This window comes from Rathayibacter rathayi (assembly GCF_004011095.1).
GTDB classification, from domain to species: domain Bacteria; phylum Actinomycetota; class Actinomycetes; order Actinomycetales; family Microbacteriaceae; genus Rathayibacter; species Rathayibacter rathayi.
This window is the reverse complement of the sequence record NZ_CP028129.1, coordinates 167,507-181,074: the sequence shown is the minus strand read 5'-3', so window position 1 is coordinate 181,074 and position 13,568 is coordinate 167,507. Positions and strand designations below refer to the sequence as shown.

Genomic DNA, 13,568 nt, shown 5'->3' with positions numbered 1-13,568 from the left:
ACGTTGTCCTTTCTGAGAGAGGGAGTGGGAACCGCGGATCAGCCGACGCAGCCGACGGTGCCCACAGTGGAGGCGGAGGAGCCGGGACAGGAGGCGGAGCCAGCGGTCGAGGCCGAACTCAGCGAGGCGAGGGCGGCGTCGCTCGGCAGCTCGGCGACGCCGAGGCCCTCTATATCGACCGAAAACAGCTCGTCCTGAGAGGTGGTGGTGGTCATTGTTTAGTCCTTTCGGTTGTGGTGGTGGGGTGCGGGTGCCCGAGGGAGGCGGCGAACAGCTGAGCGTTCGCATAACCGTCGACATCAAGGAGTCGACGGAGTCCAGAGGTGAGGAAGCCCGCGAACGGGCTCCCTACGAGGCCGAGGGAGCAGGCCTCGTGCAGCGCGGCCGTCACGGCCGCTGCCGCACGGGTGTTCACGAGGCGCTCCCCGTGATCACCCCAGCGGTCGAGCGCGTCGGCGAGAGGTGCGATTGCGATGAGGATCACGGGCGACCAGGCGTACTCGATCTGGAGCACCAGGTCCTCGGCCGTGTCCTCGTCGAGTTCCGCCAGCGGCACGAACGCATCACCGTCGAGGCGGAGGATCGCGGGTGCAGAGCCGGTCATCCGACGGGCGGCGACGAGCAGCTCGATGCCGAGTCCTGCACCCGCCTCGCCGGGCCAGGTGGCGGCGTCGGCGCGGTGTCCGGCCCGGACGATCCGCGCGACGACCGCCGCATCGACCGACTGCTCGCCGTAGAACCGCACCGATTCACGATGCTCGATCACGTCGTCGAGCCCGCAGGCAGGGTGTGCGCCCTCGGCCGGGACGGGCACGGCAGGAAGCGCGACGGGAGAGACGCCCTGCACCAGTGGTCGGCGGACGCCGATCGGCAGTGGACGGACCGCGAGCTGGTCGGGTGAAAGTCGCACGCTGTGCTGGAGCTCGCTGATCAGCTCATGCTGGGTGCGGAGTCCACCGGCCGCGGTGGGAGCGGGCCGGATGCGCTCGGCGGGGACTGCGTCGCGTGCGGGGATCCTGGTCATCGCGGGGTTCCTCCGGTCGGAGACGGTGCGCTTGGGCAGCCTGCGCTGAAGAGAGAGAGGACAGCTGTCACCGGTTCGACGGTGATATCGAGGCCGAGCAGCCCCGCGATCGCGTCGTCGTCCCAGGCGGGAGCGGCGACGGCGCGGAGGCCGTGTGCCGCGGCGAGGAGCCGGATGTGGGTCACGGCGACTCCCGCATCCAGGTGCACGATGCGCCAGGCGAACGCGGCGTACTTCGAGGCGACGCGGCCGAGCGCTCCGGTGAGCACGAGGACGGCGTCCGCCTCGAGTGGCGCCCCGGGGAGCGGCGTTCCCGGATCGGCCCACGGCAGCTCGGCCCAGGAATCGTCGCCGCGCTGGTACCCGTACGCGCCGGCGGCGAGGCCGTCGACTCTCCGCGCCAGGACATAGGCCTGCACCGAGCCGAGGTTGCCCCCCGAGGCAGCCCAGCGGCGCACCTTCCCTTCGCGCGGGCCCCCGCTCTCACGGTTCCCCGCGGTGCGGATCACGATGTCCGAGAGGATGCCCGCGGACAGCGCGGCCACCGTGGCGGGCGCCTCAGGATCGGGCAGGGGCGCAGGAGCCTCCCGGGAAGGGCTCTTCGAGACGGCGCGCTCGGCAAGTGGCAGGGTCGGCGCGCTGGGCCAGCGTTTCGACTCGCGCTGCAGCGCGAGGTTTGACTGCTTGTAGTGCACCTGGTGGTCCTTGAGCGAGGCGAGAGCGCGCGGCGGGAAGGCGGTCGACGCCTCGAAGGCGTAGGCGAGCGGGATGCCGTCGGCCGTCGAGGGGACCGCCACCAGGCGTTCCTGCACCAGCGTCTCGAGGTCGAGGCGCACGAGCGACTGCTGCGAGAGCGGCGTGCCGACTCGAGAGAGCAGGGTCGTGACTTCGCCGGCGACGAGCGCGGCGGCCAGCGGCTGATCGTCGGCCGACGGGTCGTGGTGGTCCTCGGCCGCGATCTGCTCGGCCAGGTCGTCGAACCGCACCGTGTAGGACGGGTCGACGTACGGGCCGTAGTAGAGGCGGCGACCGCTCAGGCGTACAGGCAGCACGCCGACGCCGGCGTCGGCAGCACGCTCGGCATCGCGCCGCAGCTGCGCCGAGTCGCCGACGATGACCAGGAGACTCCGGCCCGAGACCGCTGGCACCGTACCCGGCTCGGCCAGCTCGACGTCGCTGAGTTCCGTGCGTCGGAGCTCGTCGACCAACGCTGCGGCGAGTCCGGTGGCCGTCGGTCCGGCGACCACCAGCACCCGGCGGGCGCGCAGACGCTGCAGGGCCTCGGCGCCCGAGGCGTTGATGCGCGTCGAGTCGATAGAGCGGGAGTAGAAGGCGAGGGCGGCCGGGTCGGCATCAGCGACGTCGGGGGCATCCTGTGCGTCTTCGAGCAGGCCGCTCGCGTAGAGCAGGGCGACCGCCGAGTGGGTGTCCTGCGGGGTCCGATCCGTGGCGACGGCCAGCTCCTGAACCGAGCGAGAACCGTCGAGCAGCGGGAGCAGGCGGCCGAGCACAGCACTCGCCGAGCGCCCGCCGAGCAGCTGTCGGGACGGCCCGCCTTCAACAAGCACGCAGTCGTCACCAGGCACGACGACCAGGCCCGGAGCCAGTCGAGGCCGACGAGGGAGACGGAACTGGGGATCATTGAGCGCCGCAAGCCCCATCGCCTCCGCGGCGAGCACACCGGATTCAGACATCGGTACCACTCCTGTCGGGAACGGCGGTGAGGGTAGCGCCGACGGCGGCGAGCTCGGTCGACAGCGCCGACCAGGACGCATCCGGGCGCGTCACCCCGCAGCGGTCGCAGCCGTGCACAGGGATGAGCTCGGTACGGTGCGTGGTGCCGTTCAGCAGGTGCACGGTGCGGACGACGTTGCGCTCCTCAAGGAGCCGGCCCTCTCGCGCCGCCGCAGCGACGCCCGCGAGGAGCACTGAGGCAATCGAGACGTGGTGCGGCAGGTAGCCGACGGGGCCGGCGGCCGGCTCCGCAGCGTAGTGCCGCCACAACGCCTCGGCCCGGATGATCCCGCCATCGTGCTGGCGCTGGCGCCGGTCGAGGCAGCGCTGGCACCCTCCGATCGTGTTCGAGGGTCCTCCGGACGCGCGCGGCACGATGGTCGGTCCGACGCGCAGCCGGGGATGGACGAGAACCGCCTGCGTTGTGGGCACACCGGTCTCGGCGGAGGAGCGATCGACGGCCTCGACAAGCTCCGCCGACTCACGCCACGCGACGACGACGCGCAGGTCGGGATGCGGCCACAAGGCGGGGTCGAGTCCGCGGCCGTCGGCGACGCGGTCGGTTACGGTGACGTCGCCCGCGGCGCGCAGCACCGTTGTCAGCCGCTCTGCCACGGCCACGGCCACGTCGCCCGCTGCGAGGAGGTGAACTTTCATACTTTCGTCCTTTGTCGGTTCGGTCGGATCAGGCGAACGGTTGAGGGAGCGGGTTGATGCCGGCCTCGTCGGCGGCGGCGTAGCCCATCGCGACCGGCGCCTCGTAGAGGCGGGGATGGGCCAGGTAGCGGCCGGTATGCACGAATGAAAGAGGCATGAGCTCGGGGACTAGGACCCGGACCACGCGGAAGCCCGCAGCTCGTGCCTCCTCAGTCGTGATCTCGACCACGATCACCTCGGCGTTGATGCGGGCGAGGCGCTCGAGCATCCCTTGAAGATCCGACTCCGGATCACCGGTGAGCTGCGAGCGGATCTCGGACAGCCGTCGGGTCTCGTCCGACTCCAACAGGAAGTCGTAGTCCCGGATCCGCTGCGGCGCTCCCATGTAGCTGGCTCCGTGGAACACCGACGTGAACTCATCGATGTCCGTCGGCCGGCCGCGCGACGCTTGCATGGCGATACGCGAGGAGGCGGACTCCCGGAGCATCTTGGCGACGGAGTCGATCGGGTCGAGCGAGGTGTTAGCCATGACCAACTGGCCGAGGACCTCGTTCTCGGGCGTCACATCGACGGAGTAGAAGGTGGGAACCCCCGCATCCGTGGTCGCGTCGTAGAAGCGGGTGCGTACATGGCTCGTGCGGTAGCGCTCGAGGAACGGTGCGAGGCGCTCGTCATCCACGTCGATCTCGAGCTGCGGCCACGGTATGCGCTGCAGCCAGGTGAGGGCGATGGAGTCGCGCTCGATGACCTCGCTGAGCCCGTTCACCACGGCTTGCGCCAGCGATGTGTGCGTGGCGCACCCGGTCGAGATGGGCATCGTGAACCGCTCTGCCCTCGTGCGGGCGGGGATGTACAGCCAGGTCGAGACCGCCGGTACGTAGACGGGGCGAGAGCGGGTCAGCGACCAGCCGCGCACCCAACGGATCGGGGCGGTCGTGTCGACCGGGGCATGGATCGAGCGCGGGTTGCGCAGCTCGGCCTCCGAGCACTGCGGAAAGCGGCGCAGATTGATCGCCTCGTCGCCGAGTTCGTCCGAGGAGGCCCAGACCAGCTGGTCATCGGGCACGAAGCACGACGCATAGCGCTCGATCGCCTCCGCCAGGCAGAGCCGCGACGCCTTCTCGGCATCGAGGGCGCCTCCTGCGCCGTCGATCTGACCACGGGTGGAGCCGCCGCGCGTCGACTCCCGGACGTTCTTGGACAGTGGCGAGAGGTCGCCGAGCTGCGCGACGTAGATCGGGAAGCCGGGCTCGCCGGCCTGATTGGGCAACCGCTGGACGCCGTGGACGACTCCGAGGGGACCGACGAGTCGGTCGAGGTCCGCGAGCCCGCCCAGGTCGTACTGGGCGCCGGGAGTGGGGGTGGGGCCGAGGACATTCATCGCTCCTCCCCCTGGTCCCAGCGGAAAAGGACCGAGGCCAGAACCACGGCGAGCACCGCGACCGCCGCCATCACGCCCCAGGCGACCCTGAGGTCTATCGCTGTGACGTCGCCGACGAGATCGACGGACAGCGCTTTCGCGAGCACTGTCGTCGGCAGCCAACCGACCGCCGCTTGCACCTGCGCCGGGAAGACACTCAACGGTATGACGGACCCCGAGAGCATCAGCGCGACGGGGATGAGCAGCGAGAGCACGGTAGTGGTCGCCTCCGAATTCGAGGCGCGGGACCCGAAAAGGTACCCGATCGCGAAGAGCATGGTGAGACCGAGCAGGGCGGTCACGATCAGGCGCGGCGTAGCGGCGGGGCTGAGATAGCCGAGCACCGCCGCGACCGCGACGACGAGCGCCAGCTGCGCCACTCCGAGCAGGAACCGGGCGGGTGACTGCGACAGGATGAAGGTCGATCGTCGTAGCGGTGTTGTTCCGAGCAGACGCAGAGTCCCCTTGCCGCGCAGCGCGACGACCGGAACCGCTGTGCCGAGCAGGGCGAGAGTCAGGAACGAGACCATCACGATCGAGGCGAGACTGGTGCGCAGTGGATCGAACACAGCCGAACCGTCGGTGTAGACGGCGGTGATACTCGTCTTCGCGATACCGTCGGCCGCGATACTGTCGACCAGCCCACGCCACTGCGGCTTCTTCTCCGCATCGAGTAGCACAGACGCCGAGGCATCGTGTATCGTGACAACGGCCGTCGCATCCTGGGCGGTGGCCCCGGGCGCCGCCTCGCTCGCGACGAACCCCGCGGCCTCGAGCCGGTGAACAAAGGCCGCGCTGTCCGCGGACTGGGTCACGGCGACCACCGGCTGAGGCGACTTCGCGTCGATGGTGCTCGCCAGGAACGAGAACAACCCGAGGAAGAACAGGGGAAAGAACACGATGAAGAACATGGTCTTCCCATCGCGCAGGAGTTCCCGCGCATTGGTGAGGCTGAGTTCGGCGAGCGCCGAGCGAGGCGGCGAATCGAGACTGGCGGTCATCGCTGCTTCCGTCCCTTCTTCGTCGTCCGCCCACGCGAGCGAGACGCGTAGTCGCTCGTCTCGGCGAGCGCGAGGAACACGTCCTCGAGGGTCTGCGTGCTGATGAGGAGATCGCGCGGTCGCCAACCGTTGGTGATCAAGTGCGCGAGAAGTTCGTCCGAGTCGGTGGTGACGACGTCGACCCGCTGACCGGACTCGAGCGGCGCGGTCTCGAGCGACACGACGCCGACATGGGATCGCAGATCGTCGATCGCGGTCTCCCCAGAGAGGGTGAACGTCACCCGTCGTTGCGCCGAGCTTTGGCGCACCAGTTCGTCGGGAGCATCGAGGGCGACGATCGCCCCGTCGACCACTATCGCCACGCGATCGCAGAGCACAGCGGCCTCGTCCATGTGGTGCGTGGTGATGACGACGGTCGTCCCACGCTCCCGGAGCGAGGAGATCAGGGCCCAGAGGCTCTGTCGTGCCGCCGGATCCAGTCCGGCTGAGGGTTCATCGAGCACCACGACCTCCGGGTCGCCGATCAGAGCGACGCCCAGGAGGAGCCGCCGCCGCTGACCGCCGGAGAGACGCCGGACGCGGACCCGGGCCTGATCGGCCAGACCGATGTGTTCGGCGATCTCGGCGACCGGTCGGGGCGACGCGTGCAGCGCAGCGATGAGACGCAGCGTCTCAGCGACGGTCAAGGTCTCGTAGATGCTCGCCTCCTGGGGCTGTACCGCGACGCGGGCCGTGAACTCGGTCCGGTCGACCGCAGGGTCGAGGCCGAGGACGCGCACAGAACCGGAAGTCGGACGGCGGAGCCCGACCAGCAGGTCGATCGTGGTGGTCTTACCTGCACCGTTCGGCCCAAGGAGCCCGAAAATCTCGCCGCGATGCACCTCGAGGTCCAGGCCCGCGATGACTCGGAAGTCGCCGTAAGTCTTGGCGAGACCCTGAACCTCCACGACGACGTCGCTACTCGGGGAGCGGTGTGTGGCCGGATCGCGCGCAATCTGGGGTCGTCGCAGCGTGCTCATGCTCTTCTCTCGTTCCGCGACGGATCGCAATGGGTCGGGTCCGACGTTTCTCGACGGAGACTCCACCGGGAGGTCCCGGCGTCACCGATCAAGCCGGTGCTCGTGGGCGTGCGCCCTGTCCTTCGCGGCGTGCTGCGCACGCCGATCGCCCCCCTGCCCTCGGCAGCCCGAAGGAGCACCACGTCCGCTCGCGTTGCGCCGGCTGCCAGGAGTGCGGATGGTACCACAACCCACCGAGAGTGGGGAAGAGCAAGAGCGTTCACGTTGGCACATTCCCTTCTGTCGCGAGCAAAGATCATCTCCGGCCGTTTTTTGCTTGTCAACGTTGCGCCAACATGACCGGCGAAACGCGCCACCGAGCTCCAGCAATCCCACTGAGGCCTTGACATCCTCCGGCGACGATGGGAGCACCCTTGTCTCATTCGAAGACGCCGACGTCTACCGAAGGACGCCACGCTCAGCACTCGCATCGAGCCGCTTACGGGCACCCGCGAACTCGTCGCGCGGCTCGGGTCATCGACTCGAGCGGGCAGGGCGTCGGCCAGCATCGAGACCGACAGCCCGGACACATTCTGCGGAGGCGACCGACGTCAAGGGGCGCGTCCTCTTCTGCGCGACCACGTAGCGTGAATTCGGCAGGCGGGCACGGATCGACCCGGAGGAAGCGATATGGCGGCAGCAAAGAACCGCGACGAGAAGACCGCCGAGAACGCGGCGGTCCTGTTCGACATCGACGGGACGCTCGCGGACACCAACTTCCTCCACGTCGAGGCATGGTCGCGGGCCTTCTGGCAGTGCGACCTCGTCGTCCCCGCCTGGCGAATTCAGCGTGCGATCGGCGCGGATTCGTCGAAACTGCTCGACATGCTCCTCGAGGAGGACGTGAACGACGACCGACGTGCGCTGCTGACATCGCTGCACAGGAAAAACTACGACGAGACGACAGCCCGGATCGCTCCCCTGCCGGGAGCACGAGAACTCGTCGCTACGCTCGTGGGCCGTGGGGTCCACGTCGTCCTCGCGACGTCGGCGCCGCAGAACGAGCTCGACGTTCTTCTTGACGTCCTCGATCTCGGCGGCTCCGTTCACGCGGTCACCAGCGGTGCTGATGTCTCAACCGCGAAGCCCGCACCGGACCTGATCACAATCGCCCTTGAACGGGCGGGCGTGTCAGCGGACCATGCGATCATGCTGGGCGACGCGACGTGGGACGTCATCGCCGCTGAACGGGCCGGATTGGCGAGCGTCGGTGTCCTCTCCGGCGGCACCTCCGAGCACGATCTCCGGGAGGCCGGTGCGGTCGCCGTCTATGACGACGCCGCCGCCGTCCTCACGGGTATCGACGAGGGCCCGCTCGCGAGCCTCCTGAGCTGACCACCGGCCAGCCCAGGAGGCCTGGGAGCTCAGCCGCGGGGTCGCCGGCGGAGCACGAGTAGCGTGACTCCGATAGCGGCTGCGACAGCGACGAGCGCGCCGCCGATCCAGAGCACGTCACCGATCAGCGCGGGGTCCGATCCGGACACTGCTTGAGCGTCGTCAGCCGACTCGGCACTTCCCGAGACCGCGATAGTCCCGTTACAGTCCGGGATCGCGCGTGATCCTTCGGCGAGCGCACTACCCTCGGTCGGCGCCCAGTCGAACGTGTACTGCCCTGACACGGGGTGCCCATCCGTCGACACGACCTGCCAGGTCACCGTGTATTCACCCGGTGCGCCGAGTTCTAGCGGCATCGAGGCCTCCGGCCCGACGACGGCGACGCAGCCGTCCCCGTAGTAGAGCCCATCCGGACCGACAACGCGCAGTGCGGCCGCCGTCCCGTCCGTCCCTAGCACGAGGAGATCGTCATTGGTCGTGAGTTCCAGCGTTCTCGGCTGCTCGGTCACCGTGGAGTCCGCCGCCGGAGTTGTCGAGACGAGATAGTTGTGCGCGCTGGCGGGTGCCGCGACCGCGATCGAGCTGAGGAGCCCGATCGCGGCCACGGAGAGCAGGAGTCTGCGATGGGTCACGCCGACGCCCGAGGGTCGCGGCGGCGGGATGCGAGACCGACGGCGACACCGACCGCTCCGACGACGAGGCCACCGACGCCGAGAATTCGGGCGACCAGATCGTCACCGCCCGCCGCAGTCGTCGTTGAGGCTGCTGTCGCGACCTCGTCGTCTCCGTCTTCATCTCCGCTGCCGTGATGTCCGCCGTCGTGGCCGGAACCGGCCTCCGCAGCGGTCACCGCGACCGTGGGAGCGGGCAGCTCCGGCTCGTTCTGGCCCTCAACGGTCGGCTGGTCCCAGGCGGTGCTGCCCGTCTCGCAGGTCTGCAGCACCGGGAACTCCAGAGTGGAGCCGGCCGAGTCCTCGGGGAGCTGGAGCTGGAGCTGGACCGTGTCGCGATAGCCGTCGGCGAGCGGAGTCTTCGCCGTGTAGACGACGTCCGAGACACGCTTCGTCGCGGTGTTGCCGTGGGAGTCCGTAACGGGTTCCGAGACTGCAACTTCGTTCTTGACGACGTCCCAGTTCGGGTTGACGGTCGGGCTGACCGAGTTGATCCCGTCGGGCATCGTGATGGTGAGACCCGTCGTGGGTGATCCCTCGCAGCCGTGGGCGAGGGAGAAGGTGATGACGGTGTAGGAGCCGGCGGCGGTGCTGCTCGCGGCAGCGGTCACATGGGCGCTGGCGGCGGTCGGGGCGGCGAGCGCGAGTGCGATCGCTCCTGCGGCGACGAGCGCGCCACTGCCCGCGATGCGCAGGCGTGAAAAAGATGAGGGAGAGCAGGTCATGGCGGTCGTGTCCTCTGAAGTGGTCCGGCCCAGTGCCGGGGGTTAAAGACGCAGCGCGGATTCGCGGTGCGCGCGGGTGCACCGACCGGGGTCCTCCCGCGCGGGAGGGACGTCAGGCGGCGCAGAATGCGCGCAGGGGCGGTCCACGGTGTCGGAGGACCGAGAGGACCGTGCCGAGCGTGCGGGGCGCTCGCGGTTCGGGAGCGCCCGTCACCGCCACGCTCGGGCTCTGCGGGAGCGCCAGGGCGGATGCTCGGGCGACGATCCGCACGACGACGCGGTGCAGTGTCGCGCCGAGGGTCCAGAACAGCCGCTCTGCGTGGCGGAGTGCGGCGATCGTGAGGCCCGCAGCGACGAGGTGGGCGACGAGCATCACGGGCCCGTGTGCGGCGTGCCCGCCTCCGCCAGTGATCAGTTCGATGGTCGATCCGTCATGGAAGTGCGCGGCGCTGCCCGTCGTGCCGATCACGCTCACCTCTCCTCCGCTACCCGTCACGAGGAAGAGCCCGTGGTAGGCGATCTGGCTGAGCAGGACGGAGGCGGTCAGGCGGGGGAGGGAGAGCTGGCGTCCGGAGAGGAGCACGCAGACGACGGCCGCGAACGCCGCGGCGAGCGCGAGGATCGCGGGAGCAGGAGTCTCGGCGCCGGCGAGCGTGTGGGAGGCGGCGGCCGTGGCGGTCGCGGCGAGAGCGGCCGAGATGCCGCGTGCCACTCGTACGCCTCGGGTCTGCACCGGCTCGTCCTCTCGTCAATCGGGTCCCGCGTGCGCGCGACGAGTCCAGGGTAATCGACGTGGAGGCAAGGCTCGCCGCCCTCTGGTTCCCTGCCGTTACGAAGCCGTTACCTAGATTACCGAAAGAATTCCAAACCCCCCTAGGGAGGGCTCCGAACACTTGTCAACGGCCGCGAAACGGTCCACACAGAACAGGTCCACCGCATTACGTGGGGGCCGTCTCACGAAGGAGAAATCCCATGCGATCCACCAAGCGTTCCGCCCTCGCCGCATTCGCCCTGCTGGGCACCGCCGCCCTCGGCCTCACTGCCTGCTCGAGCGGAAGCGGCTCGACCACCACCTCCAGCGACGCGGGGACCGAGATGTCGACCCCGATGGCAAGCCCGACCTCCGCCTCTTCCACCCCGAAGGCCACGATGGATCCCACCGCGAACCTTGTCGGTGCCGGCTGTGCCGCTTACGCCGCCCAGGTCCCGGACGGTGCCGGTTCGGTCGAGGGCATGTCGCTCGACCCCGTTGCGACCGCCGCATCGAACAACCCGCTGCTGACCACCCTGACCGCAGCGGTCTCCGGTGGCCTCAACCCCGATGTCAACCTCGTCGACACCCTGAACAGCGGTGAGTTCACGGTCTTCGCTCCGGTCGACGACGCGTTCGCGAAGCTCGACGCGGCCACTGTTGATACCCTCAAGACCCCCGAGGGCGCGGCGACGCTGTCCTCGATCCTGACCTACCACGTCGTCCCCGGCCAGATTGCTCCTGACGCGATCGTCGGCGACCACGCCACCGTCCAGGGCGGCAAGGTCACCGTGACCGGTTCCGGCGACAACCTGAAGGTCAACGACGCTTCGGTCATCTGCGGCGGCGTCCAGACCGCCAACGCGACCGTTTACCTCATTGACACCGTGCTGACCCCCCCGGCCAGCTAACAATCTCGGCGGTGAGAGCCGCTTATCCGTCGAAGGGCGGGCACCGTGAGGTGTCCGCCCTTCGACGTACCTGCGTTCTCGTCGTGCGCCAGTCTGCTACTCAGCAGCTGCGCTGATCTCGCGGAGGATGCGGTCGCCGGGGCGGGCGTCAACCATCTCGGCCTCGATCTCGGCGCGGTCGAGCAGCTCCTCCATGCGACGACGGCGGTTGCGGGTGATGAGAGTGACGACTGTGCCCTTCTTGCCCGCGCGGCCGGTGCGGCCGGAGCGGTGCAGGTACGTCTTGTACTCATCGGGGGCATCGGCCTGGATCACCAGGTCGATGTCGTCGACGTGGATACCGCGAGCGGCGACGTCGGTCGCGACGAGCACGTCCACGCGCCCGCTGGTCAGCAGAGCGAGGTTGCGCGTGCGGCGGGACTGGTTGAGGTCGCCGTGCAGGCTGGTCGCGGGGATATCCGCGTGGTCGAGCTGCTCGGCGAGCTGCTCCGCGAAGGCCCGGGTGCGAGTGAAGATCAGCGTCTTGCCGTCGCGGGCGGCGAGCTGCTCGATTATCTCGGCCTTGTCCCGGTGCTCGATCAGGAGCACGCGGTGGTCGATGCTTGAGGAGGCTTGGTCCTCGCCGGCGACCTCGTGGACGCTCGGATCGACCAGGAACTCGTCGACGAGCGTCGCGACGCCCTTGTCGAGCGTGGCAGAGAACAGCAGGCGCTGGCCGCCGTCGATGGTCTGGCGGAGGATCCGCTGCACTGGCTCGAGGAAGCCCAGGTCGCACATGTGGTCGGCCTCGTCGAGCACCGTGATGGTGATGTTCGAAAGGTCGAGTCGGCCCTGCTCGACGAGGTCCTCGAGGCGGCCCGGCGTCGCGATGACGATGTCGACCCCGCGCTGGAGCGCGCCCACCTGCTTGTACTGGGGGACGCCTCCGTAGATGGTCGTCGTGAACAGTCCGACCGAGCGGGCGATCGGCTGGATCGTGCGGTCGATCTGCATCGCGAGTTCACGGGTGGGCGCCAGGATGAGCGCACGCGGAGCACGGCCCGGCTTGCGACCCTTGGCTCCGTTGTTCTCCATCAGTCGCTCGACGACGGGAGCACCGAAGGCGATCGTTTTGCCGGAGCCAGTCTTGCCGCGTCCGAGAACATCTTTGCCGGCGAGCACCTCGGGAATGGTCGCGGCCTGGATCGGGAACGGTGACGCCGCTCCCAGCTCGGTCAGCATCCGGACGATGTTGCCGCCCAGACCGAGGTCGCCGAACGTGACGCCCTCGACATCGACGGCGAGCGTGGCCGTCGCCTCGAGGCGCTCGAGCACGACGTCATCGGCCTGATGCGGCGTGCGGGCGTCGCGACTGGGGTAGAAGTCCGAGCCGGAGTCGCGGCGCGAGGGCCGGGAGTCGCGGTCGTAGGAGCGAGTCGGGCGGTCGCCGCGGCCGTGACTGCGCGAGGGACGCGCGTCCTGGTCGAACGAGCGGGAGGGACGGTCGCCGCGGTCGTAGGAGCGGGCGGGCCGCTCGTCGCGGTCAAACGAGCGAGCCGGACGGTCGCTGCGGTCAGAGGACCGGGCGGGCCGGTCGCTGCGGTCGTAGCCGCGGGCCGGACGGACGTCGCGATCGTTCGTGCGGGCGGGCCGCTCGTCGCGTCCGTAGGAACGAGCCGGACGCTCGTCGCGGTCATGGGAGCGAGCAGGACGCGCATCGCGGTCGAAGGAGCGAGCCGGACGCTCGTTCCGGTCGTTCGAGCGCGCAGGACGCTCGTCGCGGTCGTGGGAGCGAGCAGGCCGGGTATCGCGGTCGTAGCCGCGTGCCGGGCGGGCTTCGCGGTCGTACGAGCGGCCGGGCCGGTCGTCGCGGTCGCCGCCACGCGCCGGTCGCGCATCGCGGTCGTAACCCCGGGAGGGTCGCTCGTCGCGACCGAAGGAGCGGGACGGCCGCTCGTCGCGGTCGTACCCGCGGGCCGGGCGCTCCGTGCGCTCGGTGGCGCGCGCCGCGCGCTCATCGGCGTTCCACCGCGCCTTCTTGGGCGCGTTCTCGTCGATCGGGCGGAAGCCGCGGTGGCCCTCGCTGCGCGAGCCGGGCTTGGCCGCGGGGAAGCGCGAGCGTCCGCCGAGTTGCGACTTCCCGCTGGAGGCGCCAAAGCGGTTGGGTTCAAAGTTCTTGGCCGGACGGCCACCGGCAGGCTTCTTGTTCTTGGGCATGGCAGTTCTTCCTGGGTTCAGGTCGTGCGCGAGGAAGGCGACGCCGGAGCAGCCCCGTCGTATGGGGCGTCCGTGCGCGGGACTG

General features: G+C 69.5%; 13 protein-coding genes. 2 read left to right on the top strand and 11 right to left on the bottom strand.

The features are described 5' to 3' along the window. Window positions 1–38 precede the first annotated feature (38 nt). Genes C1O28_RS00945 through C1O28_RS00915 form a run of 7 tightly spaced genes read right to left on the bottom strand, consistent with a single transcriptional unit; the run spans window position 39 to window position 6,855 of the window. Window positions 39–215 (bottom strand): thiocillin family RiPP, encoded by a 177-nt coding sequence (locus tag C1O28_RS00945; RefSeq protein ID WP_104248796.1) that lies wholly within the window; start codon window positions 213–215, stop codon window positions 39–41. Next, window positions 212–1,024, bottom strand: a complete 813-nt coding sequence (locus tag C1O28_RS00940) for a hypothetical protein (RefSeq protein ID WP_097166264.1) — start codon at window positions 1,022–1,024, stop codon at window positions 212–214. The genes C1O28_RS00945 and C1O28_RS00940 overlap by 4 nt, the downstream gene beginning before the upstream one ends. Then, a complete protein-coding gene (locus C1O28_RS00935; RefSeq protein ID WP_102063255.1) occupies window positions 1,021–2,718 on the bottom strand; it encodes a nitroreductase family protein in 1,698 nt (565 codons plus the stop codon). The genes C1O28_RS00940 and C1O28_RS00935 overlap by 4 nt, the downstream gene beginning before the upstream one ends. Next, entirely contained in the window at window positions 2,711–3,415 is a 705-nt protein-coding gene (locus C1O28_RS00930) for a hypothetical protein (protein WP_097166262.1), read from the bottom strand. Before C1O28_RS00930 ends, C1O28_RS00935 begins: the two co-directional genes overlap by 8 nt. A 28-nt stretch (window positions 3,416–3,443) precedes the next feature. Beyond that, window positions 3,444–4,796: a YcaO-like family protein gene (locus C1O28_RS00925; RefSeq protein ID WP_097166261.1), complete on the bottom strand. Its 1,353-nt coding sequence runs from the start codon at window positions 4,794–4,796 to the stop codon at window positions 3,444–3,446. After that, window positions 4,793–5,836: an ABC transporter permease gene (locus C1O28_RS00920; RefSeq protein ID WP_097166260.1), complete on the bottom strand. Its 1,044-nt coding sequence runs from the start codon at window positions 5,834–5,836 to the stop codon at window positions 4,793–4,795. Before C1O28_RS00920 ends, C1O28_RS00925 begins: the two co-directional genes overlap by 4 nt. Beyond that, window positions 5,833–6,855: an ABC transporter ATP-binding protein gene (locus tag C1O28_RS00915; RefSeq protein ID WP_097166259.1), complete on the bottom strand. Its 1,023-nt coding sequence runs from the start codon at window positions 6,853–6,855 to the stop codon at window positions 5,833–5,835. The genes C1O28_RS00920 and C1O28_RS00915 overlap by 4 nt, the downstream gene beginning before the upstream one ends. A 669-nt stretch (window positions 6,856–7,524) precedes the next feature. Here C1O28_RS00915 and C1O28_RS00910 point away from each other — a divergent pair. Then, window positions 7,525–8,229 (top strand): HAD family hydrolase, encoded by a 705-nt coding sequence (locus C1O28_RS00910; protein ID WP_097166258.1) that lies wholly within the window; start codon window positions 7,525–7,527, stop codon window positions 8,227–8,229. Between the two features lie 29 nt (window positions 8,230–8,258). Here the strand turns inward: C1O28_RS00910 and C1O28_RS00905 are convergent, their stop codons facing one another. The 3 genes from C1O28_RS00905 to C1O28_RS00895 form a co-directional block, all read right to left on the bottom strand. Continuing rightward, complete coding sequence (locus tag C1O28_RS00905; protein ID WP_160487547.1) at window positions 8,259–8,861, bottom strand: copper resistance CopC family protein; 603 nt, start codon at window positions 8,859–8,861, stop codon at window positions 8,259–8,261. Beyond that, window positions 8,858–9,625 carry a YcnI family copper-binding membrane protein gene (locus C1O28_RS00900; protein WP_097166256.1) on the bottom strand — a complete coding sequence of 256 codons (768 nt, stop codon included), beginning with the start codon at window positions 9,623–9,625 and terminating at the stop codon, window positions 8,858–8,860. Before C1O28_RS00900 ends, C1O28_RS00905 begins: the two co-directional genes overlap by 4 nt. Before the next feature lie 112 nt (window positions 9,626–9,737). Beyond that, window positions 9,738–10,337: a hypothetical protein gene (locus tag C1O28_RS00895; RefSeq protein ID WP_097166255.1), complete on the bottom strand. Its 600-nt coding sequence runs from the start codon at window positions 10,335–10,337 to the stop codon at window positions 9,738–9,740. A 260-nt stretch (window positions 10,338–10,597) separates the two neighbouring features. Here C1O28_RS00895 and C1O28_RS00890 point away from each other — a divergent pair, with 260 nt between their 5' ends. Further along, window positions 10,598–11,287: a fasciclin domain-containing protein gene (locus tag C1O28_RS00890; RefSeq protein ID WP_097166254.1), complete on the top strand. Its 690-nt coding sequence runs from the start codon at window positions 10,598–10,600 to the stop codon at window positions 11,285–11,287. Window positions 11,288–11,383: 96 nt separating this feature from the next. Here the strand turns inward: C1O28_RS00890 and C1O28_RS00885 are convergent, their stop codons facing one another. Further along, the gene (locus tag C1O28_RS00885) at window positions 11,384–13,483 is read right to left on the bottom strand and encodes a DEAD/DEAH box helicase (protein WP_097166253.1); all 2,100 of its coding nucleotides are present in this window, start codon (window positions 13,481–13,483) and stop codon (window positions 11,384–11,386) included. Between the last annotated feature and the right edge of the window lie 85 nt (window positions 13,484–13,568).

Bases quoted from the DNA above. Each gene is read 5' to 3' on its own strand.
- C1O28_RS00930 (WP_097166262.1), bottom strand. From the start codon at position 3,415: ATGAAAGTTCACCTCCTCGCAGCGGGCGACGTGGCCGTGGCCGTGGCA.
- C1O28_RS00900 (WP_097166256.1), bottom strand. From the start codon at position 9,625: ATGACCTGCTCTCCCTCATCTTTTTCACGCCTGCGCATCGCGGGCAGT.
- C1O28_RS00935 (WP_102063255.1), bottom strand. From the start codon at position 2,718: ATGTCTGAATCCGGTGTGCTCGCCGCGGAGGCGATGGGGCTTGCGGCG.
- C1O28_RS00910 (WP_097166258.1), top strand. From the start codon at position 7,525: ATGGCGGCAGCAAAGAACCGCGACGAGAAGACCGCCGAGAACGCGGCG.
- C1O28_RS00890 (WP_097166254.1), top strand. From the start codon at position 10,598: ATGCGATCCACCAAGCGTTCCGCCCTCGCCGCATTCGCCCTGCTGGGC.
- C1O28_RS00945 (WP_104248796.1), bottom strand. From the start codon at position 215: ATGACCACCACCACCTCTCAGGACGAGCTGTTTTCGGTCGATATAGAG.
- C1O28_RS00925 (WP_097166261.1), bottom strand. From the start codon at position 4,796: ATGAATGTCCTCGGCCCCACCCCCACTCCCGGCGCCCAGTACGACCTG.
- C1O28_RS00885 (WP_097166253.1), bottom strand. From the start codon at position 13,483: ATGCCCAAGAACAAGAAGCCTGCCGGTGGCCGTCCGGCCAAGAACTTT.
- C1O28_RS00915 (WP_097166259.1), bottom strand. From the start codon at position 6,855: ATGAGCACGCTGCGACGACCCCAGATTGCGCGCGATCCGGCCACACAC.
- C1O28_RS00940 (WP_097166264.1), bottom strand. From the start codon at position 1,024: ATGACCAGGATCCCCGCACGCGACGCAGTCCCCGCCGAGCGCATCCGG.
- C1O28_RS00920 (WP_097166260.1), bottom strand. From the start codon at position 5,836: ATGACCGCCAGTCTCGATTCGCCGCCTCGCTCGGCGCTCGCCGAACTC.